The sequence below is a fragment of the Georgenia sp. genome (genome assembly GCF_054605595.1).
In genome coordinates, this window is sequence record NZ_JBTSDU010000005.1 from 1 (window position 1) to 22535 (window position 22535).

Genomic DNA, 22535 nt, shown 5'->3' on the forward strand with positions numbered 1-22535 from the left:
GTGGCCCGCACGGCTTGTGTAGTCCGGATCGCCGTGTTCGGGCCGTCCGCTCAAGGTCACCACCGTCACGCGCCACTCACGCACTTCGGCCCGCCGGCCATTCCCGCGCTTCGGACCGCCTGGCCCGGGTTCCCGCCTTCGCCCCGGTCATCTGACCTCCGACCGTCCGGACCGCCTACTCCCGCCCCCGACCTCGGGAGCCGGGCAGACGCGGCAACGGTCCCTCGATCGGCGGATCGAGCTGCCGAAGCGTGGAGTAGACCGCCCACACGACGGCGATCAACGGGATGGCGATGACCGCGCCGAGCAGGCCGGCGAGGAACGTGCCCGCGGCGACGCCCACGGCCACGACAACCGGGTGCAGCGACACCTGTTTCCCCATCACGAGCGGCTCGAGGATGTGCCCCTCGATCTGGCCGATGAGCGCGACGCCGATGGTGACGATCAGTGCGGCGACCAGACCTTCGGCGGCGAGCGCCACGACCGCCGCGACGATCATCGCCGCAGGGGCGCCGATCAACGGGATGAAGGCGCCGATGAAGACCAGCACGGCCAACGGTGCGGCCAGCGGGACGCCCACGATGCTCAGCAGGATGAACGCCAGGAGGCCGTCCACCGACGCCACGATCATCGTGCCGCGGGCATACCCGGAGAACGTGTACCAGCCCGCTCCGGCCGCGGCGTGCACGAGCTCGCGGTTCTTGGCGGGCAACTGGTTGAGGAACCACCGCCACAGCACACTGCCGCGCGCCAGGAAGAAGATCGTGATGAACAGGCTCAGCGCGAGCACCGTGAACACCAGCACGACCGCGCCCGCGTTCGAGAACACCTGCCCGACGAGGTCCGTGGCGTTGTTCTGGAGATACCGGGTCGCCTGGTCCAGCAACTGGTTGATGGCGTCGTTCAACTCGGCCTGGGTGAATCGGAACGGCAGCGGGCCGGTCTCGAAGAAGGTGAGGATCGTGTCGATGCCCTCGCCGAAGCTCTCGGCAAGCTTGGACCACTGGCGCTCGACCGAGCTGATCACGTAATAGAGGAGGCCCGCCACCACAGCGAACGAGCCGACGAGCGAGACCGCGGTCGCCAACGGTCGTGGCATCACCCGGGCCATCCCCGTGACGATCGGGTTGAGCACCGACGTCACCACCAGCGACAGGAAGACGGCGATGAACACGACCTGTATCCGCGACGTCGCAAAGACGACCATGCCGATGACGATCACGAGACCGATGAGCAGCCACGCCAAGGTTCCGTACTTGCGGATCCAGCGCGGCACGCCCGATGTGAGGTCGTCGGCGTGGGTGGCCCGTTCGGGCATGCGTCGCACGTGCAGGCGCATGCTGCTGGACAGGCCCCCGGGGCGGATGGTCGGGGTGCTGGGGGAGGTCGTCCCGGACAGCCGAGGCTGGGCGATCACCTGGTCGACCGAGCTGGGCGTCGATCGCCGGACGCGGCGCGGGAGAGCCACCCGCCGGCCGACCTGGCCCAGCAGGCGCCTCGAGCGGTCACCGATGGGTGTCATCGGGGCAAGTGTGCACCACGGACGCCGAGTACATCGGCGAGGCCGGCCGTGTCGTCGACGACGGCGTACGTGCCCAGCTCCTCCCCGGGCTGTCCGTAGCCCCACCTTGTCAGGATGGCCGGGATCCCGGCCGCCGTCGCACCCTCGACGTCGTGGTGGCGGTCGCCCACCATCACCGCCACGGTGGTGTCGGCCCCGGCGGCCGACAGCCCCGTCAGGGCGTCGGTGATGATGTCCGCCTTGGCGCTGCGAGTCTCGTCGGCGGTCGCGCCGCAGATGACGGTGAAGTACCGGGCGAGCCCGGCGTGCTCGAGGATCGCTACGGCCATCTCGCGCATCTTGGAGGTCGCCACGGCCTGCGGAACACCCATCGCGTGGAGGTCCCGGACGAGCGCAGCCATGCCCGGGTAGAGCTCGACGTCGAGCATCCGGGCGGTGTACGCGGTGCGGTAGAGGTCCACGACGCCGTCGAGCTCGTCGTCGGTCACCCCGGCGAACTGGGTGAGGCCGGTCCGGATTGGCGGCCCGACGAAGCGCAGCAGCTCCTCGGGACTCTGCTCGCGGTAGCCGAACGCGGCGAGCGCGTCCGCGATCGAGCGGGTGATCGCCGGCGCCGAGTCGGTGATCGTGCCGTCGAGGTCGAGGAGCACCGCCGTGGCCGCCAGCGGTGCGGCAGCGACGGCAGGCGTCGAGGTGGCATCGGAGGTCATGGGCACTGTGAGTCCGTTCGTTCGTGGAGACCCGTGGGCACTCGGGAGGCCTGACCGGGCCCGTCCAGGCTACGACGGCGGTGGTGTCGCCCGGCTCAAGCGCCCGGCGGCTGAAGTCTCCGAGCGGAATGGGTGGCTGGTGTGCGGCAACCCCGATGTTTGGCTCGGGCGCGGACACTGTGGTCGTCATACGCTTGGGCTTCCGGGGACAAGTTGTCGAAGGGTGTGGGATGGGCAAGGTCGGAACACTGATCAAGGTCGCGGCGACGGCGGGTCCTGCGGTGTGGGGGGTGGTGCGCCGGTTCGGGCCCATGCTCGAGCGCATGCGCAAGGACAACCCCGAGGTCTTCGACCAGATCGCCACCCAGGTGCAGCGGCTGGCGCGCAGCCGGCGCGAGGCGAAGGGCCCCGAGGGCCTGCGACGCCGGATCGTCGTCCTGCGCCAGCAGCTGGCATATCTGGACAGGTCCGCCGACGACGACGGGGAGCGGGTCCGTGCCCGCGGCTGGGCGCGCCAACTCGACAAGCTGGAGGCATCGTTGCCGTTGCTCGACACGATGAGCCGGCGCACCTCGACGCGCGAGGCCCACCGCGTCGGCGACCGGATCGACGCGCTCTCCGAGGAGATCCTCACCGCGTTCATCGACGAGCAACGGGCGGACAGCGGGCCGAGCGGACCGGTCCGCCGGCTCGAGCCCTGACGAGTTCTCGAGCCCTGACGAGTTGCGGCACGAACGTCCGACGGGCAACAACGTCCGGCGGGCAAGATGACGGGCAACATCGAGCAACCAGTGGCCGCGGGTACCACTGGTCGGTCTAGCGTCGGTCTCATGACAGCTGAGCTCGCCATCGACCTTCCCGACTCCGTGACGATCTCGGAGGGGGCGGGTGGCCTCCGGCACGTGGACGTCACCTCTCCGGTCGCGACCGGAGAGATCTACCTGCACGGGGCGCACGTCACCGCGTACACCCCCGCCGGACAGGATCCCGTCATCTGGATGAGCAAGGCCTCCATGTTCGAGGAGGAACGGCCGATCCGTGGCGGCGTGCCGATCTGCTTCCCGTGGTTCGGCGGCGGCCGCGACCCGGGCATGGAGCCCGCGCACGGCTTCGCGCGGCTGGTCGAGTGGGACCTCGTGGGCGCCGACGACGTCGACGGCGTCATCACCCTGACGCTGCGTCTGACGGGGGAGGACGTCGCCGGGCTCCCGGCCACCCAGGCGTGGCCGCACGCGTTCGACGCCACCTACACGGTCACGTTCGGCCCCGAGCTCGGCCTCGACCTCACGGTCCGCAACCCCGGTGACCGGTCGTACTCCTTCGAGGAGGCCCTGCACAGCTACCTCCACGTCAAGGACGTCACCGTCGTCACGGTCGACGGTCTGGACGGCGCGACGTACCGTGACAAGGCTCCCGGGGCCGGCCCCGAGCCGGTGACGCAGTCCGGGGCGGTGACCTTCGCCGGCGAGACCGACCGCGTCTACACCTCGTCCGGCACCGCCGTCGTACGGGACCCGGGCCTCGGGCGCACCCTCACCGTCGCGAAGCAGGGGTCGGCGAACACGGTGGTGTGGAACCCGTGGGTCGCGAAGGCCGCCGCGATGCCGGACTTCGACGACGACGAGTGGCCCACGATGGTCTGTGTCGAGACCGCCAACGCGGACGTGGACGCGGTCACGCTCGAGCCCGGCCAGTCGCACACGATGGTGGCGAGGATCGCCGCTGCGACAAGCTGACAGCGGCCCCTCGGTGTGGGTGGGGCGCCGGTGCGCGCCCGCACCGGTGCACCGAGCAGCAGTCTCGCTCGGCCGCGAAAGGCTCGACATCACAACGACCTCGGCACCGACGACAGAGCCCCTGACCGCGTCTGGCGCAGGTCAGGGGCTCTGTCGTCGCTGTCTCAACGAGTGTCCGGAGGGGGACTTGAACCCCCACGCCCGATAAAGGGCACTAGCACCTCAAGCTAGCGCGTCTGCCAATTCCGCCACCCGGACGGGTGTCGTCTCCCCGCTTCCCGACTGATCTTCGAGACCGTCGGGCCGGCTGGGCAACGCCGTAAAAGATAGCACGGGCGAGGTGGCCGATCCGAACCGGGAAAGACCCGTCGTGGCCGTTCGTGACGGACGACACAGCGCGGTGCGCGTCCGCCCGTTCGGTTACGACGACGTCGGCCGGCTCGGCCTGATCGCCCGCTCGTGGGCCGGCCGAGCAACCCAGGCCGAGCAGCTCAGGCCGAGCAGCCCAGGCCGAGCAACTAGGGTCGTGCCTCATGGAACCCTTCGCCCTGAGCACCTCCGACGGGACCTTGCTGCTCGACGTCCCGTCCGCCGACGACGTCGATCGCATCACCGCGATCTGCCAGGACCCCGAGATCCAGCGCTTCACGAGCGTGCCCAGCCCGTACGGGCGTGACGACGCGAAGGCGTTCGTCGCCGAGACCGTCCCGGAGAGCTGGGCGAAGGGTGCCCCCGTGTGGGCGATCCGCACGGTCGACGACGCCGGCCGCACCTGGCTCGTCGGCATGATCGACCTGCACGACGCCCAGGCCCGCCGGGTGGAGATCGGGTACTGGCTCGCCGAGGAGGCGCGCGGCCGCGGCATCATGTCCCACGCCGTCGGGCTCGTGCTCGACGCCGCGTTCGACGTGCTGGGGCTCCGCACCATCCGGTGGTGCGCCGACGTCGACAACTGGACCTCCTGGCGTGTGGCCTGGCGCCACGGCTTCCGCCGGGAGGGCACCGTGCGCGACCTCGTGCACACCAAGCGCGGGTGGCGCGACGGCTGGATCGGCAGCCTGCGCGAGGACGACCCCCGCGAGCCGGTAGCACCGTGGGACGGGCCCGTGACCGGCGCCGTCCCCGCGACCCCGGACGCACCCTCGCCCCGTGACCCCGACGCCCTCGTCCGGCAGTTCCACGCCACCTACAACCTCCCCGTCGTCGCGGACGCACCGAGCGTCGACCGCGACCGTGTGCACATGCGCATGGCCCTCGTCGCCGAGGAGACCGCCGAACTCGTCGAGGCCGTCTACGGCGAGGCGGCCGGCGCCGAGATGTCGGCGGCCTTCACCCGGGCCGTTGCCGCGGACGACGGCACCCGGGACACGATCGAGGCGGCGGACGCCCTCGGGGACCTGACCTACGTCGTCTACGGCATGGCACTCGAGTGCGGGATCCCGCTCGACGAGGTCCTCGCCGAGATCCAGGCCTCGAACCTTTCCAAGCTCGGTGCCGACGGCCGGCCGATCTACCGCGAGGACGGAAAGGTCCTCAAGGGGCCGGGCTTCTTCCCGCCGGACGTGGCGGGGGTGCTCACCCGGCACGGCTACCGCCCGCGGGGCTGAGCACGGATCGCCGGATCCGTCACCACGAAACATGTGGCGCGCCCCAGGGCGAGGCGGCAGCCCGGCCCGGGCACGGGCGGACCGCCGCGCCGACGTGGGACGTCGGCTGCACAATGAGCCGCATGCCCGAACCTCAGGACGCGGCCCCACTGCCGCAGTCGAATCCCTTCATCGAGCCGTCCACGCTGCCCTTCGGCCTGCCGGACTTCGCCGCCGTCCGCCCGGAGCACTTCCGCCCCGCCATCGCCGCCGGCCTGCGGGAGCAGCGGGCGGAGTGGGAGGCCGTCGCCGCGGACGAGGACCTGCCCGACGTCGCGAACACGCTCGAGGCGCTCGAACGGTCCGGACTCCTGCTGCAGCGCACGCTGCACACCTTCTTCACCCTCGTCAGCTCCCTCGGTGACGTGGAGCTGCACACGATCGAGTCGGAGATCGCTCCGCAGCTCGCCGCGCACGAGGACGCCCTCTGGCTCGACCGGCGGATCTACCACCGCCTCGAGTCGCTCGCCTCCGCCGCCCCCCTGCTCGACCTCGACGACGAGACCGCGTGGCTCCTGCAGACCTACCTCAAGAACTTCCGCCGTGCCGGTGCCACCCTCGCCGACGCCGACCAGGAGCGGCTGAGGTCCCTCAACACGGAGATCTCGACACTGACCACCGAGTTCTCCCAGCGCGTCGTCCGGGCCATGACGGCCGGGGCGGTCACCGTGACCGGTCCCGCCGCTCTGGCCGGCCTGGACGAGGGGACGCTCGCCCAGCTCCTCCGGGACACCGGGCAGTACTCCATCCCGCTCGTGCTGCCGACCCAGCAGCCCCTCCTGGCGAGCCTGGACGATCGTGACCTGCGGGCGCGGCTCCTGGACGCGTCGCTCGAACGCGGCGCCGGCGTCGACGCCGACTCGGACACCCGAGCCACACTCCTGCGGATCGTGCGCCGGCGCGCCGAGCGGGCCGCCCTGCTCGGATACCGCCACCACGCCGCCTACGTGGCAGCGGACGGCACCGCCGCCACGACCGAGGCGGTGGAGGCCCTGCTCGTGCGACTGACCGCGCCGGCGGTGCGCAACGCCCGGAACGAGGCCGCCCAGCTCCAGACGATGCTCGACGCCGATCGTGGGAAGGGCCACGAACTGGCGCCGTCGGACTGGCAGTTCTATGCCGAGCGGCTGCGCAAGGAGCGCTTCTCCTTCGACGACGCCGTGCTGCGCCCGTACCTCGAGCTCGACCGGGTGCTCGCCGACGGTGTCTTCTACGCCGCGAACCGCCTCTACGGCTTCACCTTCCACCTCCGCGCCGACCTCGCCGGCTACGCCGACGGTGTGCGCGTGTGGGAGGTCCGGGAGGCGGACGGCACTGCGCTCGGGCTCTTCGTCGGCGACCACCACGCCCGACCCGGCAAGCGTGGCGGCGCCTGGATGCACACCCTGATGGACCAGTCCACGCTGCTCGGCACCCAGCCCGTGGTGGTCAACACCCTCAACATCGCACCGCCGTCGCCCGGCCGCCCCACGTTGCTGACCTGGGACGAGGTCCGCACGTGCTTCCACGAGTTCGGCCACGCCCTGCACGCGTTCTGCTCCGCGGTGCGCTACCCCTCGCTGTCGGGGACGAACGTGCCCCGCGACTTCGTCGAGTACCCCTCCCAGGTCAACGAGATGTGGCTGGCCCACCGCGACGTCGTCGGCTCGTTCGCCCGCCACCACGTCACGGGCGAGCCCCTGCCGGCCGAGCTCCTCGAGAAGGTGCTCTCCGTCGGTGCCTACGGCCAGGGGTTCGCGACCACCGAGTACCTCGGTGCCGCGCTGCTGGACCAGGCCTGGCACCGGGTGACGGCGGCGGAGGTCCCCACGGACCCGGGCGCCGTGGCGGCGTTCGAGGGGGCGGCGCTGGAGCGGGCCGGCATCGGGTTCGCCCTGGTTCCGCCGCGCTACCGGTCGACCTATTTCAACCACGTCTTCGCCGGTGGCTACGACGCCGGCTACTACGCCTACGTCTGGTCCGAGGTGCTCGACGCCGACACCGTGGACTGGTTCACCACCGAGGCCGCGGTCGACGGTGACGGCGGCCTGAACCGGGCGGCGGGCCGGCGGTTCCGCGACACGCTGCTCTCCCGGGGCTACTCGCGCGACCCGCTCGTCTCGTTCCGCGAGCTGCGCGGCCGGGACGCCCGCACCGACCCGCTGCTGGTGCGGCGCGGCCTCACCGGCTGAGCGAAGTAGCCTGGGCCGCATGACCACCGCAACGGCCCGCGACGCATCCACGATCCGGCCGGAGGACGAGGTGGTGGCCATCTGCCGCGACCTCATCCGCATCGACACGTCCAACTACGGCGACGACAGCGGCCCGGGGGAGCGGGCCGCGGCCGAGCTGGTCATGGGCCTGCTCACCGAGGTCGGCTGGGACCCGGAGCTGCTCGAGTCCGAGCGCGGCCGGGCGAGCGTGGTGCTACGCATCCCCGGCACCGACCCCACCCGGCCCGCGCTCGTGCTGCACGGCCACACCGACGTCGTGCCCGCCGCCGCGGACGACTGGACCACCGACCCCTTCGGCGCCGAGGAGCGCGACGGCCTGCTCTGGGGCCGCGGCGCCGTCGACATGAAGGACATGGATGCCATGATCCTGGCGGTCGTCCGGGACATGGGCCGCACCGGGTGGCGACCGCCCCGCGACGTCGTCGTCGCGCTCCTGGCCGACGAGGAGAACGGCGGCAAGCTCGGCGCCCACTGGCTCGTCGAACGTCGCCCCGAACTGTTCGCCGGGGCGACCGAGGCGATCAGCGAGGTCGGCGGCTACTCCGTCGAGATCGACGGACGGCGGGTCTACCTCCTGCAGACCGCGGAGAAGGGGCTCGCCTGGCTGCGCCTGATCGCCGACGGCACGGCCGGGCACGGTTCCCAGGTCAACACCGACAACGCCGTCACCCGGCTCGCGGGCGCCGTCCACCGCATCGGCGAGCATGCGTGGCCGATGCACCTGACCGGGACCGTCCGTGAGCTGCTCACCGGGGTCGCTGACCTGACCGGGACCACCTTCGATCCCCAGGACGAGGACGGCATCACGCGCCTGGTGGACGCACTCGGCCCGGCGAAGAAGTTCGTCGGGGCCACGCTGCGCCCCGGGTCGAACCCGACGCAGCTCGCCGCCGGGTACAAGGCCAACGTCATCCCCGGCAGCGCTACAGCGGCCGTCGACGTCCGCTTCCTCCCCGGCCAGGAGACCGATGTGCTGGACACGCTCGCCCGGCTCGCCGGACCGGGCGTGCGGTTCGAGGACATCCATCGCGACGTCGCGCTCGAGGTGCCGTTCGAGGGAGACCTCGTGGACGCCATGGTGGCGGCGCTCGACGCCGAGGACCCCGGCGCCGTCGTCCTGCCGTACATGCTCTCGGGCGGCACCGACAACAAGGCACTGAGCCGGCTGGGGATCACCGGCTACGGGTTCGCGCCGCTGCGCCTGCCCCCCGACCTCGACTTCGCGGGGATGTTCCACGGCGTCGACGAGCGGGTGCCGACCGACGCGCTGCGGTTCGGCTGTCGCGTGCTCGAGCGGCTGCTCCGCAACTGCTGAGAGGTGCTCGGTGCGTGGGGCGGGCGGCACCGTGAGAGTGCCGGGCGGCTCAGAGCGTGCTCGGCACGCGCATGGCCTTCCGGCGCAGCCACACCTTCCGTGAGCCACCGAGGTAGACGCGGGTCCGGGCCAGCTCCCAGCGGCCGTACTCGGCCTCGTCCGTGAGCAGACGGCGCACGTCGTTGCGGCTCACGGTTCCGGGGAGGGTGACCGTCCGGTACTCGTAGAACGTCGCGGCACTGACGGCACGCTTGGCGGTCCTGACGGGGCGGTGGTTCATCATCGGCATTCTCCCATGTTCCCTCGTTGCCGTGGGTGAGGGGCAATTCTCACTGTCCGTGCAGGTCAGATGACGGGCTGTGCCACCCCGACGCGGGCGCTAGGCTCTGGCCATGGCTAACGATCCGCGTTCGGCGCTCGACCGACTCATCGCTGCTTTCGAGGCACACTATGACGCCGTGGCGGCGGCGCAGGACAACGACGCGCCGGCCGTGGTGGCCGCGGCGAACATGCTCATGGACGCATTCGACACCTACGACGACGCCCTGTTCACCGGGTTCGGTGTCGACACACCGTTCGACATCTACTCCGAGGACGACGACGACGAGTTCGACGACGACGAACTCGACGACGACGAGCTGGTCGAGGGCGACGACGAGCTGGTCGACGGCGACGACGGCGACGACGGCGACGACGGCGACGAGGACGACGAGGACGACGAGGACGGCGACGAGGACGACCTGGACGACGAGCTCGAGGGCTTCGACGACGAGCACGACGAGAAGTAGTCACGCCAGGGCGAGGCACAGCCCACCCGCCGACGACGAGCAGTGGCCGCGCTCGTCGGGGACGGGCAGCGGTCCCGGACGGTGCGCACCGGCCGCGCCGGCCGCGCCGGCTCAGAACCGCTCGGGCTCAGAACCGCTCGGGCTCAGAACCGCTCGGGCTCAGAACCGTTCGGGCTCAGAACCGTTCGGGCTCAGAACCGCTCGGGGTAGCCCGTCACCAGCGTGGTGACCTCGTCGAGCACCGCGCGGATCGGTCCGGGCAGGTCGAGGTCCGTCGCCCCGAGAACGCCCCGGAGCTGGGCGGCGCTGCGCGCCCCGACGATCGCGGAACTGACCCCGGGAGCGTCTCGTACCCAGGCGAGCGCCACCTCGAGCGGCGTGCGCTCGAGCCCCGCAGCCGCCGTCGTCACCGCCTCGACCACGCCGTGCGCGCGCTCGTTGAGGTAGGGCTCGACGAAGCCGCGCAGGTGAGGCGAGGCGGCGCGTGAGCTGGCCGGCACACCGTGCCGGTACTTGCCCGTCAGGACGCCGCGCCCCAGGGGGGACCAGGCGAGCAGCCCGGCGCCCAGCGCCTGCGCCGCCGGGACGACCTCCCGCTCGACGCCGCGCTGCAGCAGCGAGTACTCGACCTCGACGGCGGTCAGCCCAGGGGCGCCCGCACCCGCCATGGCGGGGCCGAGCAGCGTGGCGGCCTGCGCCGTCGCCCACCCGGGGAAGTTGGAGAGGCCGACGTACCGCGTCCGGCCGGCCCGGACGGCGTACTCGAGGGCACCGACGGTCTCCTCCAGGGGGGTACCGGGGTCGGGGCTCTGGACGAGCCACAGGTCCAGGTGGTCCGTGCCGAGCCGGGCGAGCGAGGCGTCGAGCGTGTCGAGCAGCGTGCCGCGTGAGGCGTCGACCACCCGGGTGCCGTCGACGGTGCGGTGCGCCCGGGTACCGGCCTTGGAGACGAGGACGACCTCCTCGCGCCCGACGGCGGAACCGAGCAGGGTGCCGATGACGGACTCGGCGTCCCCGGCGCCGTAGGAGGCGGCCGTGTCCACGAGGGTCCCGCCGGCCTCGAGGAACGCCTCGAGCTGCTCCGCGGCCTCGTGCTCGTCGGTGTCCCGGCCCCAGGTGAGCGTCCCGAGGCCGATGTTCGAGACGGTCAGACCGGTTCGACCGACCCTGCGTTGCTCCATGGGGCCAAACTTACTGGTCCGCGATGCGCCGACCCCTACTGGTCCGCGATGCGCCGACCCTCACCGGTCCGCGTTGCGCCGGCCGGGACCGCGCCGTCGCGCCATGACCGCGACCGAGCCTCCCATGACGTATGTTGGGCGATCGTGACATGGTTCGAAGCGGTGATCCTCGGCCTGGTCCAGGGTCTGACGGAGTTCCTTCCCATCTCCTCCAGCGCCCACCTGCGTATCGTGGGTGATCTGATGGGCTCCGACCCGGGTGCGGGGTTCACCGCCATCACCCAGCTCGGCACGGAGTCGGCGGTGGTCATCTACTTCCGCAAGGACATCGTCAGGATCATCAAGGCGTGGTTCGGTGCCCTGCCCGTCGGGCCCTGGAAGAACACAGTGCCCCGTTCCGATCCGGATGCCCGGATGGGATGGTTCGTCATCCTCGGGTCGATCCCGATCGTCGTGCTCGGGATGCTCCTCGTGAACGCGATCGACTCGACCTTCCGCAACCTGTACATCACCGTCACGGCGCTGGTGGTGTTCGCGATCATCCTCGGGGTGGCGGACGCCACGTCGCGCCGGACCCTGACGCTCGACCGCATGACCGGGCGCCACGCGCTCTTCTTCGGTCTGGCCCAGGCCCTGGCGCTGATCCCGGGCGTCTCCCGCTCCGGTGGCACCATCACTGCCGGCCTGCTCATGGGGTACACGCGTGAGGCCGCGGCCCGGTACTCCTTCCTCCTGGCCATCCCCGCGGTCATGGGGTCCGGGTTCTACAAGCTCATCAGCGACGGCACCGGCGGGGGGGCCGGCCCGGGAGCATTCGCCACCGTCGTCGCCACCCTGGTGGCCTTCGCCGTCGGCTACCTCGTCATCGTCTGGTTCCTCCGGCTCATCTCCACCCACAGCTTCCTGCCGTTCGTGATCTACCGCATCGCGCTGGCCGCGGTGGTGCTCGTGCTGCTCGGCGCGGGCCTGCTCGAGGCGGTCCCGACGGCGACCTGACGCCGTCTCACGCCGGTCGGGCCTCAGTCATCCCAAGGCGCCGGGAGGTTAGAGTCTCGTCGTGCTCGCATGGACCTCGCCCGACGTACCTGCCCTGCCGGGCCGTGGGGGCCTGGTGCACCTGCGGCACTCCGCCGCGGGTGTGCTGACCCCCACCAGGTCCACGGAGGCCGCGGATCCGGCCACCCTGTACGTCTGCGGGATCACCCCGTACGACGCCACGCACCTGGGCCACGCCAACACCTACGTGGCCTTCGACCTGCTGGTCCGCGCCTGGCGGGACGCCGGCCGCGAGGTGGTCTACGCGCAGAACATCACCGACGTCGACGACCCGCTGCTCGAGCGGGCCACCGAGACGGGTCAGGACTGGCGCGAGCTCGCCGCCAGCCAGGTCGAGCTCTTCCGCTCCGACATGACGGCCCTGCGGGTCGTCGCCCCGGACCACTACATCGGTGCCGTCGAGTCGATCCCCCTGGTCGTCGCGGCGGTCGAGGAGATGCTCGAAGACGGCGCCGCCTACCGGGTGCCGGTTCCCGCCGGCGAGCTCGCCGAGGGCGCCACCCCGGAGCTCGGTGACGTCTACGCCGACCTGTCCGCCGACCCGCTCTTCGGCACCGGCACGCATCTCTCGTTCGAGCGGATGCGGGAGGTCTTCGCGGAGAACGGCGGCGACCCGGACCGCGCGGGCAAGCGGTACGCGCTCGACCCCCTGATGTGGCGCCGGGCCCGGACCGGCGAGCCGGCCTGGGACGGTGGCAGCCTCGGTACCGGCCGGCCCGGCTGGCACATCGAGTGCGCCACCATCGCGCGGGAGTACCTCGGGCCCCACATCGAGGTCGAGGGCGGCGGGCGCGACCTGGTCTTCCCGCACCATGAGATGGGGGACTCCCACCTGCGGGCGATCACGGGCGACCCCGGCCCGGTGTGGCTGCACGCGCACGCCGGCATGGTCGGTCTGCACGGCGCGAAGATGAGCAAGTCCCGCGGCAACCTCGTGCTCGTCTCACGCCTGCTCGCCGCCGGCGCCGAGCCCATGGCCGTGCGCCTGGTGCTCCTCGCGCACCACTACCGCGCCGACTGGGAGTACACCGACGGCGAGCTCGTGGCCGCGACCGAGCGGCTCCACGGGTGGCGTGCCGCGTTCGCCCGTGCCGAGGGACCCGCGGCCGAGGAGCTGCTGGCGCAGGTGCGTGCCGCCGTCGCCGACGACCTCGACGCGCCGACCGCCGTGGCCGCCGTGGACGCCTGGGTGGAGCGGGCCCTGGGGGCGGGTGGTGCGACCACGACCACCGGCCCCGACCTGGCGCGCCGCACCGTCGACGCCCTGCTCGGCGTCGCCGTCTGACGACGGGATCGGTCGTCGCTCGGCGTCGCCGTCCGACGACGGGCCCGGCAGGCTGACGACAGCCTCGGTCGCCGTCCGACGACGGGCCCGGCGCCGGGCGACCGACCGCGGGTGTGTCGGAGCACGGACGAACCGGACCTCAGAGGGTGGGCGGGCCGCCCATGTCGCCCCGGTCGCCCTTCTTGCGGATGTCCCGGCGGCGCAGGTAGCGCTCGAACTCGCGCGCGATCGCCTCGCCGGTGGCCTCGGGGAGGTCGGCCGTGTCCTTCGCCTCCTCCAGCTGCTGGATGTACTCGGCGACGTCCGGGTCCTGGCCGGCGAGCTCGTCGACCCCGGCCTGCCAGGCACGGGCGTCCTCGGGCAGGTCGTCGACCGGGAGGGGCTCACCCACAAGTTCCTCGAGCCGGAGCAGGATCCCCAGGGACGCCTTCGGGGACGGCGGCTGCGCCACGTAGTGCGGGACGGCCGCCCACACGCTCAGCGTGTGCACCTTGCGCTCGGCTGCCAGGTGGGCCAGCACGCCGACGATGCCCGACGGGCCCTCGTAGTCCGAGCCCTCGACGCCGAGGAGCGCCTGGACCTGGATGTCGTTCGAGGTGACCTGGACGGGGATGGGCCGGGAGTGCGGCACGTCGGCCAGCAGGGCGCCGACGCCGATGACGGTGCCGACCCCCTCCCGCTCCGCGACATCGAGGATCTCGTTGCAGTAGTCCAGCCACCGGAACGACGGCTCCACACCCTGGACGAGGAGGAGCTTGCGGCCGGAGACGGGGGTGCGGGTGATGGAGATCGAGGTGCGTGGCCAGGAGAGGGTGCGGCCGCCGTCGTCCTCGATGTGCACCACGGGCCGGTTCACCTGGAAGTCGTGGTAGTTCTGGGGGTCGAGCACGTGGACGACCTCGGCCCCCCACGCCTCGGCGATCTGCTCGATCGCGAGCGTCGCGGCGCCGCCGGCGTCGTTCCAGCCGTCGAACGCGGCGAGCAGGAGCGCCGGCGGGACGTCCCGACCCTCGTCGTCCGCCGCGCCCGATGCCCGGTCGGTGGTCGTCGCGTCGGGCCCGGCGCCGGCCGCACCGGGGTCCTCCACGGGGCCCTGGTCGGTGGAACGGTCGTCCGAGCTCGTCATGGGGACAGACTAACCACGAGGCCGGGGGGTCAGACCGCACACCTCGCCGCGGACGCCGGACAGGGTCGGACCGCACACCTCGCCGCGGACGCCGGACAGGGTCGGACCGCACACCTCGCCGCGGACGCCGGATAGGGTCTGATGGTGCAGCGACTTCCCGACGCCGTCCTGTGGGACATGGACGGCACCCTCGTCGACACCGAGCCCTACTGGATGGCGTCCGAGGCCGCAGTCGTCTCCCGCCACGGTGGCACCTGGACCCACGAGCAGGGCCTCCAGCTGGTGGGCAACGACCTGCTCGTCTCCGCCCGGATCATTCGTGAGCAGACGGGTATCGCCCGGTCGCTCGAGGAGATCATCGAGGAGATCATCGGGGGCGTCGTCGACCGGGTCCGCACCGACGGTGCCCCCTGGCGACCCGGCGCGCTGGAGCTCCTCGCGGCCCTGCGTGACGCCGCGGTGCCCTGTGCCCTCGTCACCATGTCCTACGCCGTCCTCGCCGACACCGTCGTCGAGCAGGTGCCCCCGGGCACCTTCGCGGCCGTCGTCACCGGGGACCAGGTGACGCACGGCAAGCCGGACCCGGAACCGTACCTGGCCGCCGCGCAGCACCTCGGCGTGGACGCGCATCGGTGCGTGGCGATCGAGGACTCCACGGTGGGCGTGGCCGCCGCGCTCGCCTCCGGCGCCCGCACGATCGCGGTGCCGCTCATGGTGCCGATCGAGCCGCAGCCCGGGTTGAACCGGCTGCGCTCGCTCGACGGCGTCGGCCTCGAGCTGATCTCCCGGGTTGCTGCGGGGGAGCACATCGACCAGGTCGATCCCGCCAGCGCCTGGCTGTGACGACGGTGCCCGGCCGAGCGGACGGGCGGACGTCGGTCAGTTCTGGGACTGCGCGGAGAGCAGCTGCTCGACGCCCTGCGCCGGCAGCTCAGGCGGCTCGCCACCGAACACCGGGCACAGCGACCGGAAGCTGCACCAGTCGCACAGCCGGGTCCGCCGGGGGGCGAAGTCGCCCGACCGGGCCGCCGAGGAGATCGTGCCCCACAGCGCGTCCAGGTCCCGTTCCAGGGCGACCAGCTCGGCCGGCTCGGGGTCGTGCGTGAGGGTGCGACCGTCCCCGAGATAGACGAGCTGGAGCCGTGCCGGCACGGTGCCGCGCAGGCGCCAGAGCATCAGCCCGTAGAAGCGCATCTGGAACAACGCCTCGTCCTGGAACCGATGACCCGGGGACTTGCCGGTCTTGTAGTCCACGACGCGGACCGCACCGTCCGGGGCGACGTCCACCCGGTCGACGAAGCCGCGCAGCAGCACGCCCGAGTCGAGCTCCGTCTCGACGAGCAGCTCGCGTTCGCGCGGCTCCAGGCGCTGCGGGTTCTCCATCCTGAAGTACTGCGTGAGCAAGCTGCGCGCCTGCGCCAGCCAGGCCTCGAGATCCGCCGGGTCGGTGAACATGCCCAGCACCTCCGGCCGTCCCTCCCGCAACCGGGCCCACTGCGGGTCCAGCAGCCCGTGCGCTGCGGGCTCGGTCCGCTCGGCGGCCGGCAGGTCGAAGAGCCGCTCCAGGACCGCGTGCACCAGCGAACCCCTGACCGCCGCCGGGCTCGGAGGCTCCGGGAGGCGGTCGACCGCGCGGAACCGGAACAGCAGGGGGCACTGCATGAAGTCCTTCGCGCGCGACGGCGAGAGCGCGGCCCGGCGGCGTGGCGCACCGGCCCCCGGCGCGGGTCCTGTCGGTGCGTCGGGCGCGCCGTCGGGAGGGTTCGGGTCGGTGAGGGTGCTGAGGTCGTCGGGCATGCCTGCACGTTATCCGTGGCCCCCGACATCGGGGCGCAGGCCTGTGGAGAACGTCGCCCGGCGCGTCGGGCGCCCCGGCGCCTCGGGCGGCCCGGGGCGCGGCTGCTCGCCACGTACGCTGGCCCGGTGAGCAGCCCCTCGAACCCCGGTCGCACCACCACCGGCCGCCGCACCCGGTCGGGCTGGGTCCTCGGCCGGGTGAGCGGCACACCGGTCGTGCTGGCCCCGTCCTGGCTGCTGGTCGCGGCGGTGCTCGCGCTCGTGTACTTCCCGATCGTCACCGACATCGTCCCGGGCGCGACCGTCGGGGTGGCCCTGGCGACGACCGGCGCCTTCGTGGTGCTCCTCTTCGTCTCCGTCCTGGTGCACGAGCTGGCGCACGGGCTCACCGCCCGCACCGTCGGGGCACGGCCCCGCGAGTACGTCCTGACGTTCTGGGGCGGGCACACGACCTTCGACCACGAGTTGCCCACCCCGGGCTCCTCCGCGCTCGTGTCCGTCGCGGGCCCGCTGGCGAACGTCGCCCTCGCCGTGCTCGCGTGGCTGGCGATCCAGTTCGGTGGTCCGGGTGTCGCGGTCGGTCTCGTGCTGTGGGGTGCCGTGCTCTCCAACGGGTTCGTCGCCGCGTTCAACCTGCTCCCCGGCCTCCCGCTGGACGGCGGCAAGGCGCTGGAGGCGCTCGTGTGGGCCGTGACCGGCAGCCGCTACCGCGGCATGGTCGTCGCGGCCTGGGGTGGCCGCCTCGTCGTCGCCGGCCTCGTGGCCGTCGTCGTCCTGCTCCCGCTGCTGCGGGGCGGACAGCCGGACCTGACGATGGTCGTCTGGGTCGCGGTCCTCGGCTCGATGCTGTGGAGCGGGGCGAGCGCGGCGCTGCAGGAGGCCGAGCAGCACCGCGCCGCGGCCGGGCTGGACCTGCGCGTGCTCACCACCCCCACGCTCACGCTGCCCGCCGACGGCCCGCTCACCGCCGTCGACGCCGCGCTGGCCGGGCGGGGCCCGACCGCCGTCGTCCTCCTCCACGACGGCGCGCCGGTCGGTCTGGTCGACCCGGCGGCCGCGCGCACGGTCCCGCCCGAGCAGCGGGGCACGACGCCGCTGCACGCCGTGGCCCGCACGCTCGCCCCCGCGCAGATCGTCCGCGACCCGACCGGGCTCGCCGCGCTGGCCGCCGTGGCCGTCGCCCAGCGCAGCGGGACCACCGTCGTCCTGGTCGACGGCGCCGCGGTGGTCGGCGTCGTCGAGGTCACCGCCGTCGCCCGGGCGATGGCGGCGCTGCGGGCCGCGCCGCAACGCTGAGGTGACCCGCGACGGCCCCCGCCCGATCGCGGCCGTGCGAGAACCGCGTCCGTGGGGAAACGTAGACTCGCCCGTCGTGACCAACGAACCCGTCCAGGACGACGGCCCGCCCGCCGCCGAGCCCACCGGCCACCGAGCGGCCGCCGAGCCCACCGGCCGCGACCTCCCGCCCGGGCCCGCCCGGCGCCGCGGACCGCTGGCCGCCGGCGAGCGCGTCCAACTCACCGACTCCAAGGGCCGGCTCCACACCATCCTGCTCACCCACGACGGCAACTTCCAGAGCCACCGCGGCAGCTTCCGCCACGGCGAGCTCATCGGCCGCCCCGACGGCACCGTCCTCACCACCGCCAGCGGCCACCAGTTCCTCGCGCTGCGCCCGCTGCTGAGCGACTACGTCCTGTCCATGCCGCGCGGCGCCGCCGTCATCTACCCCAAGGACGCCGGCCAGATCGTCCAGATGGCCGACATCTACCCCGGCGCCCGGGTCGTCGAGGCCGGCGTCGGCTCCGGCGCGCTGAGCATGAGCCTGCTCTCGGCGATCGGCGAGCGCGGCAGCCTGCTCTCGGTCGAGCGACGTGAGGACTTCGCGGACATCGCCCGCGGCAACGTCGAGACCTGGTTCGGTGCCCCGCACCCGGCGTGGGAGGTGCGCGTGGGTGACCTGGCCGACGTGCTGCCCGAGGCGGCCGAGCCCGGCGCCGTGGACCGGATCGTCCTGGACATGCTCGCTCCCTGGGAGAACCTCGACGTGGCCGCCGACGCGCTGGTGCCCGGCGGCGTCCTCGTCGCGTACGTGGCCACCACCACCCAGCTCAGCCGGTTCGTCGAGGAGGCCCGCGTCACCGAGCGGTTCACCGAGCCTCAGGCCTGGGAGTCGATGGTGCGCACGTGGCACCTCGAGGGCCTGGCCGTCCGACCCGACCACCGCATGATCGGCCACACCGGCTTCCTGGTCACCACCCGCCGCCTCGCCCCGGGGACGCCACCGCCGCAGCGGACCCGCCGACCCGCCAAGGGCGCGTACACGCCCGACGGCGAGTGGACGGCCGAGGACATCGGCGAGCGCGCCGTGTCGGACAAGAAGGTGCGCCGCGTCCGGCGTGACATCCATCGCCGCGCCGAGATCGCGTCCACCGGGATGGCCTCGGTACCGGGCACCCGACCCGGCCCGGCGGCGCCCGTCGAGGACGGTGGCGAGCAGGACTGACGCGAGCCACCGGCCGGGGACCGGTCGGCCGGGCCCGGGGTCGGCGTCGTGCGCCGCGAGACCAGACTCACAGGCGGCTGTGTGGTGGCCACGCACGCCGGGTGCTCGTACCCGTCCTAGGCTGGAACGATCGACCCACGGAGGGAACGTCATGGCAGATGTGGACCGGTACGGCGAGGCCCGTGCGCGTGAGCTGGAGCAGCAGGCCATCTCGCTGGCCAGCAAGAACGACCGGTTGGCGCAGGCGCTCGACACCGCCCGTCAGCGTCTCGTCCAGCTCCAGGACCAGGTCGACTCCATCTCCCGCCCCCCGGGCTCCTACGGCACGTTCCTGGCCGCGCATCTCGAGGACCGGGAGGCGGACATCTTCGTCGGCGGCCGCAAGATGCGCGTCGCCGTCTCCGCCGCCGTCCCGCTCGGGGCGCTGCGGCCCGGGCAGGAGGTCCGCCTCAACGAGCAGCTCCTGCTGATCGGGGCCGGCACCTTCGAGACGACGGGGGAGATCGTCACCGTCAAGGAGCCCCTCGACGGCGACCGCGTCCTCGTGCACGCGCGCGGTGACGACGAGCACGTCATGCGCCTCGCCGGGCCCCTGCTCAGCGCCCACCTGCGGGTCGGGGACGCCCTGACGGCGGACCTGCGCACCGGGTTCGTCACCGAGCGTGTGGTGCGCTCCGACGTCGAGGAGCTGCTGCTGGAGGAGGAGCCGGACACCGACTACTCCGACATCGGCGGGCTCGGTCCGCAGATCGAACAGATCCGCGACACCGTCGAGCTGCCCTTCCAGCACCCGGAGCTCTACCGCGAGCACGGTCTCAAGCCACCCAAGGGCGTGCTGCTCTACGGCCCGCCCGGATGCGGCAAGACCCTCATCGCCAAGGCGGTGGCCACGTCGCTGGCCTCCGCGGCGGTGGCGCACCGCGCTGCCGGGGTCGACGGCGAGGCCCGGGCGGACGCGCCCCGCAGCTACTTCCTCAACATCAAGGGCCCCGAGCTGCTCAACAAGTACGTCGGCGAGACCGAGCGCCAGATCCGCGTGATCTTCGCCCGAGCCCGCGAGAAGGCCGCGCGCGGCATCCCCGTCGTCATCTTCTTCGACGAGATGGAGTCCCTGTTCCGCACCCGGGGCACCGGGGTCTCCTCCGACGTCGAGACGACGATCGTGCCCCAACTCCTCAGTGAGATCGACGGGGTCGAGAAGCTCGAGAACGTCATCGTCATCGGCGCCTCGAACCGCGAGGACATGATCGATCCCGCGATCCTGCGCCCCGGCCGCCTCGACGTGAAGATCAAGATCGAACGTCCCGACGCCGAGGGCGCTCGCGAGATCTTCGCCAAGTACCTCACGCCGGACCTGCCCCTGCTCCCGGCCGAGGTCGCCGCGCACGGGAGCAGCGCTGAGGCGACCGTGACGGCGATGATCGACCGCGTCGTCGACGCCCTGTACGGCACCGGCCCCGAGAACGAGTTCCTGGAGGTCACCTACGCCAACGGAGACCGTGAGGTCCTCTACTTCAAGGACTTCGCCTCCGGCGCCATGATCGCCAACATCGTCGACCGGGCGAAGAAGCGAGCCATCAAGGATCTCCTCGCCACCGGTGCGCGGGGCCTGCGCACCGAGCACCTGCTCGGCGCCCTCGCTGCGGAGATGCGGGAGAACGAGGACCTGCCCAACACCACGAACCCCGACGACTGGGCGCGGGTCAGCGGCAAGAAGGGGGAGCGGATCACGTTCCTGCGCACGCTGACCCCCCGCGGCTCGGCCGGCGGGCGTCACGACGGCGCCCGCCACGGCGCCGCGGCGCCGCACGACGGCGGTGTCCCGGTGCCGATCGACGGTCCGGGCGCGGCGCGGCCCGCGACGACGGTGCCGGGCGCCCACGGTCTCGACACGGTGGAGGGCCGCGACATCGACACCGTCAGCGCCGCCGGCGGATACCTGTGAGGCGGGCATGAGCGTCCACCGCCCCATGGGCATCGAGACCGAGTACGGGCTGATCGAGCCGGGCAACCCGGGAGCCAACCCGATGGTGCTCTCTGCCCATGTCGTCGCCGCCTACGCCACCCAGCCGGGCGGTGCGGGCCGTGGCGGTCACGTGCGCTGGGACTACGCCGGCGAGGACCCGCTGGCCGACGCCCGCGGCTTCCGCCTCGACCGCGCCGGCGCGCACCCCTCCCAGCTCACCGACGACCCCGACCACCCGGCCCCGTCGGAGGAGGACGTGCCCGCGACGCCGGGTGACGGCGTGCGCACGACCACCCTGCGCCGGCCGAGCGGCGCGGAGCTGGCACTCCCGAGCGCGACCAACGCCGTGCTGACCAACGGTGCGCGGCTGTACGTGGACCACGCGCACCCCGAGTACTCCAGCCCCGAGGTCACCAACCCGCTGGACGCGGTGCGCTGGGACCGCGCCGGCGAGCTCGTCATGCGCGGCGCCATGGACGCCCTCAGGGCGACGCCTGCCCTGCCCGACGTCGTCGTGTACAAGAACAACGTCGACGGCAAGGGTGCCGCCTACGGCACCCACGAGAACTACCTGGTGAGCCGCGACGTCAACTTCGGCGACATCATCCGCTACCTCACGCCCTTCTTCGTGACCCGGCCGATCTTCTGCGGCGCCGGCCGCGTCGGGCTCGGGCAGCGCAGCGAGCGGGCCGGCTTCCAGCTCTCCCAGCGGGCCGACTACGTCGAGAACGACGTCGGCCTCGAGACGACGTTCAACCGTCCCATCATCAACACCCGGGACGAGCCGCACGCCGACGCCGAACGCTTCCGCCGGCTGCACGTCATCGGCGGGGACGCCAACCTGTTCGACGTGTCCACCTACCTCAAGATGGGCACCACTTCGCTCGTGCTCTGGCTCCTCGAGGCCGACGCCGTCCCGCTCGACCTGGACGCGCTCATGCTCGCCAACCCTGTCGGCGAGACCTACGAGGTCAGCCACGACACCACGCTCACCCACCGGCTCACGCTCGCCTCCGGCGGCGAGACGACGGCCTTGGACATCCAGCGCACCTACCTCGACGTCATCTCCCGCGCGCTCGCGGAGGCGGGCCGCACCGACGCTGCCACGGGAGCCGTCCTGGAGCGCTGGGCGGGCGTCCTGGACCGCCTCGCCACCGACCCGGAGTCAGCGGCGACGGAGGTGGAGTGGGTGGCGAAGAAGCAGCTGCTCGACCGCATGCGGGAACGTGAGCAGATCCCCTGGGCCCACCCGCGCCTGGCGGCACTGGACCTGCAGTGGTCCGACCTGCGCCCGGAGCGCTCGATCGTCAACCGGCTTCTCGCCGCCGGCCGCGTCGAGCGGCTCGTGCCCGACTCCGACGTCGCCGCCGCCGAACACACCCCGCCGACCGACACCCGCGCCTGGTTCCGCGGCCAGGTGATCGCCCGCTACCCCGGGCAGGTCGCCGGGGCGAGCTGGGAGTCCGTCGTCCTCGACGTGCCCGGCCGCGACCACCTCGTCCGGGTGCCGATGGCCGACCCGCTGCGCGGCACCCGCGATCACGTCGGCGCCCTGCTCGAGGCGTCACCGACCGCGGCGGACCTCCTCGCCGGACTCACCGCCGGTCGCCCGGCGGTGGACGACCCGGCGGGCGCGCCCGCTACCGATCCGGGCGCGGGCACCGCTGAACAGGGCACACCGGCGCCTTGAC

18 protein-coding genes, 1 tRNA gene and 1 pseudogene are annotated in these 22535 nt (G+C 72.6%); 13 read left to right on the top strand and 7 right to left on the bottom strand.

Annotation, left to right across the window (positions count from 1 at the left end; translation table 11 throughout):
- Positions 1-175 precede the first annotated feature (175 nt).
- Positions 176-1522 (bottom strand): AI-2E family transporter, encoded by a 1347-nt coding sequence (locus ACYC1Z_RS01290; protein WP_461407751.1) that lies wholly within the window; start codon positions 1520-1522, stop codon positions 176-178.
- Positions 1519-2232 (bottom strand): HAD hydrolase-like protein, encoded by a 714-nt coding sequence (locus tag ACYC1Z_RS01295; protein ID WP_461407752.1) that lies wholly within the window; start codon positions 2230-2232, stop codon positions 1519-1521. Before ACYC1Z_RS01295 ends, ACYC1Z_RS01290 begins: the two co-directional genes overlap by 4 nt.
- Positions 2233-2462: 230 nt before the next feature.
- Between ACYC1Z_RS01295 and ACYC1Z_RS01300 the strand changes: the two genes are divergently transcribed.
- Both ACYC1Z_RS01300 and ACYC1Z_RS01305 read left to right on the top strand, forming a co-directional pair.
- Positions 2463-2933 (top strand): hypothetical protein, encoded by a 471-nt coding sequence (locus ACYC1Z_RS01300; protein ID WP_461407753.1) that lies wholly within the window; start codon positions 2463-2465, stop codon positions 2931-2933.
- Between the two features lie 129 nt (positions 2934-3062).
- Positions 3063-3968: a D-hexose-6-phosphate mutarotase gene (locus tag ACYC1Z_RS01305; protein WP_461407754.1), complete on the top strand. Its 906-nt coding sequence runs from the start codon at positions 3063-3065 to the stop codon at positions 3966-3968.
- Between the two features lie 172 nt (positions 3969-4140).
- Here the strand turns inward: ACYC1Z_RS01305 and ACYC1Z_RS01310 are convergent.
- Positions 4141-4226: transfer RNA gene (locus ACYC1Z_RS01310), tRNA-Leu, on the bottom strand.
- 275 nt (positions 4227-4501) lie between these two features.
- On the opposite strand from ACYC1Z_RS01310, the gene ACYC1Z_RS01315 reads away from it, so the two are divergent.
- The 3 genes from ACYC1Z_RS01315 (at position 4502) to ACYC1Z_RS01325 (ending at position 9142) form a co-directional block, all read left to right on the top strand.
- The gene (locus ACYC1Z_RS01315; RefSeq protein ID WP_461407755.1) at positions 4502-5575 is read left to right on the top strand and encodes a GNAT family N-acetyltransferase; all 1074 of its coding nucleotides are present in this window, start codon (positions 4502-4504) and stop codon (positions 5573-5575) included.
- A 122-nt stretch (positions 5576-5697) separates the two neighbouring features.
- Positions 5698-7785: a M3 family metallopeptidase gene (locus tag ACYC1Z_RS01320; protein ID WP_461407756.1), complete on the top strand. Its 2088-nt coding sequence runs from the start codon at positions 5698-5700 to the stop codon at positions 7783-7785.
- A gap of 19 nt (positions 7786-7804) precedes the next feature.
- On the top strand, positions 7805-9142 hold the full coding sequence (locus tag ACYC1Z_RS01325) for a M20/M25/M40 family metallo-hydrolase (RefSeq protein WP_461407757.1): 1338 nt from the start codon (positions 7805-7807) through the stop codon (positions 9140-9142).
- Positions 9143-9191: 49 nt separating this feature from the next.
- On the opposite strand, the gene ACYC1Z_RS01330 is transcribed toward ACYC1Z_RS01325, so the two are convergent.
- Complete coding sequence (locus ACYC1Z_RS01330) at positions 9192-9422, bottom strand: DUF5703 family protein (RefSeq protein ID WP_461407758.1); 231 nt, start codon at positions 9420-9422, stop codon at positions 9192-9194.
- A 112-nt stretch (positions 9423-9534) separates the two neighbouring features.
- Between ACYC1Z_RS01330 and ACYC1Z_RS01335 the strand changes: the two genes are divergently transcribed.
- On the top strand, positions 9535-9930 hold the full coding sequence (locus ACYC1Z_RS01335) for a DNA primase (RefSeq protein WP_461407759.1): 396 nt from the start codon (positions 9535-9537) through the stop codon (positions 9928-9930).
- A 191-nt stretch (positions 9931-10121) separates the two neighbouring features.
- Here the strand turns inward: ACYC1Z_RS01335 and ACYC1Z_RS01340 are convergent, their stop codons facing one another.
- The gene (locus tag ACYC1Z_RS01340) at positions 10122-11111 is read right to left on the bottom strand and encodes an aldo/keto reductase (RefSeq protein WP_461407760.1); all 990 of its coding nucleotides are present in this window, start codon (positions 11109-11111) and stop codon (positions 10122-10124) included.
- Positions 11112-11255: 144 nt separating this feature from the next.
- Between ACYC1Z_RS01340 and ACYC1Z_RS01345 the strand changes: the two genes are divergently transcribed.
- Together ACYC1Z_RS01345 and mshC are read left to right on the top strand one after the other, a co-directional pair.
- Positions 11256-12107: an undecaprenyl-diphosphate phosphatase gene (locus ACYC1Z_RS01345; protein ID WP_461407761.1), complete on the top strand. Its 852-nt coding sequence runs from the start codon at positions 11256-11258 to the stop codon at positions 12105-12107.
- A gap of 61 nt (positions 12108-12168) precedes the next feature.
- Entirely contained in the window at positions 12169-13452 is a 1284-nt protein-coding gene (gene mshC, locus ACYC1Z_RS01350) for a cysteine--1-D-myo-inosityl 2-amino-2-deoxy-alpha-D-glucopyranoside ligase (protein WP_461407762.1), read from the top strand.
- A gap of 139 nt (positions 13453-13591) precedes the next feature.
- Here the strand turns inward: mshC and ACYC1Z_RS01355 are convergent, their stop codons facing one another.
- Positions 13592-14578: a proteasome assembly chaperone family protein gene (locus ACYC1Z_RS01355; RefSeq protein WP_461407763.1), complete on the bottom strand. Its 987-nt coding sequence runs from the start codon at positions 14576-14578 to the stop codon at positions 13592-13594.
- Between the two features lie 141 nt (positions 14579-14719).
- Here ACYC1Z_RS01355 and ACYC1Z_RS01360 point away from each other — a divergent pair, with 141 nt between their 5' ends.
- Positions 14720-15421 carry an HAD family hydrolase gene (locus ACYC1Z_RS01360; protein ID WP_461407764.1) on the top strand — a complete coding sequence of 234 codons (702 nt, stop codon included), beginning with the start codon at positions 14720-14722 and terminating at the stop codon, positions 15419-15421.
- Between the two features lie 36 nt (positions 15422-15457).
- On the opposite strand, the gene ACYC1Z_RS01365 is transcribed toward ACYC1Z_RS01360, so the two are convergent.
- Positions 15458-16375, bottom strand: a complete 918-nt coding sequence (locus ACYC1Z_RS01365) for a RecB family exonuclease (RefSeq protein ID WP_461407765.1) — start codon at positions 16373-16375, stop codon at positions 15458-15460.
- 126 nt (positions 16376-16501) lie between these two features.
- Here ACYC1Z_RS01365 and ACYC1Z_RS01370 point away from each other — a divergent pair, with 126 nt between their 5' ends.
- The 4 genes and pseudogenes from ACYC1Z_RS01370 (at position 16502) to dop (ending at position 22534) form a co-directional block, all read left to right on the top strand.
- A complete protein-coding gene (locus tag ACYC1Z_RS01370) occupies positions 16502-17671 on the top strand; it encodes a site-2 protease family protein (RefSeq protein ID WP_461407766.1) in 1170 nt (389 codons plus the stop codon).
- Between the two features lie 76 nt (positions 17672-17747).
- Positions 17748-18878: a tRNA (adenine-N1)-methyltransferase gene (locus tag ACYC1Z_RS01375; RefSeq protein WP_461407767.1), complete on the top strand. Its 1131-nt coding sequence runs from the start codon at positions 17748-17750 to the stop codon at positions 18876-18878.
- A gap of 151 nt (positions 18879-19029) precedes the next feature.
- Positions 19030-20625 (top strand): annotated as a pseudogene (gene arc, locus ACYC1Z_RS01380) (proteasome ATPase); the annotation flags it as partial.
- A 205-nt stretch (positions 20626-20830) separates the two neighbouring features.
- A complete protein-coding gene (dop, locus tag ACYC1Z_RS01385; RefSeq protein ID WP_461407768.1) occupies positions 20831-22534 on the top strand; it encodes a depupylase/deamidase Dop in 1704 nt (567 codons plus the stop codon).
- The last annotated feature ends 1 nt before the right edge of the window (position 22535 follow it).

Bases quoted from the DNA above. Each gene is read 5' to 3' on its own strand.
- ACYC1Z_RS01305 (WP_461407754.1), top strand. From the start codon at position 3,063: ATGACAGCTGAGCTCGCCATCGACCTTCCCGACTCCGTGACGATCTCG.
- ACYC1Z_RS01295 (WP_461407752.1), bottom strand. From the start codon at position 2,232: ATGACCTCCGATGCCACCTCGACGCCTGCCGTCGCTGCCGCACCGCTG.
- ACYC1Z_RS01365 (WP_461407765.1), bottom strand. From the start codon at position 16,375: ATGCCCGACGACCTCAGCACCCTCACCGACCCGAACCCTCCCGACGGC.
- ACYC1Z_RS01355 (WP_461407763.1), bottom strand. From the start codon at position 14,578: ATGACGAGCTCGGACGACCGTTCCACCGACCAGGGCCCCGTGGAGGAC.
- ACYC1Z_RS01315 (WP_461407755.1), top strand. From the start codon at position 4,502: ATGGAACCCTTCGCCCTGAGCACCTCCGACGGGACCTTGCTGCTCGAC.
- ACYC1Z_RS01330 (WP_461407758.1), bottom strand. From the start codon at position 9,422: ATGAACCACCGCCCCGTCAGGACCGCCAAGCGTGCCGTCAGTGCCGCG.
- ACYC1Z_RS01340 (WP_461407760.1), bottom strand. From the start codon at position 11,111: ATGGAGCAACGCAGGGTCGGTCGAACCGGTCTGACCGTCTCGAACATC.
- ACYC1Z_RS01325 (WP_461407757.1), top strand. From the start codon at position 7,805: ATGACCACCGCAACGGCCCGCGACGCATCCACGATCCGGCCGGAGGAC.
- ACYC1Z_RS01360 (WP_461407764.1), top strand. From the start codon at position 14,720: ATGGTGCAGCGACTTCCCGACGCCGTCCTGTGGGACATGGACGGCACC.
- dop (WP_461407768.1), top strand. From the start codon at position 20,831: ATGAGCGTCCACCGCCCCATGGGCATCGAGACCGAGTACGGGCTGATC.
- ACYC1Z_RS01300 (WP_461407753.1), top strand. From the start codon at position 2,463: ATGGGCAAGGTCGGAACACTGATCAAGGTCGCGGCGACGGCGGGTCCT.
- ACYC1Z_RS01290 (WP_461407751.1), bottom strand. From the start codon at position 1,522: ATGACACCCATCGGTGACCGCTCGAGGCGCCTGCTGGGCCAGGTCGGC.
- ACYC1Z_RS01320 (WP_461407756.1), top strand. From the start codon at position 5,698: ATGCCCGAACCTCAGGACGCGGCCCCACTGCCGCAGTCGAATCCCTTC.
- ACYC1Z_RS01335 (WP_461407759.1), top strand. From the start codon at position 9,535: ATGGCTAACGATCCGCGTTCGGCGCTCGACCGACTCATCGCTGCTTTC.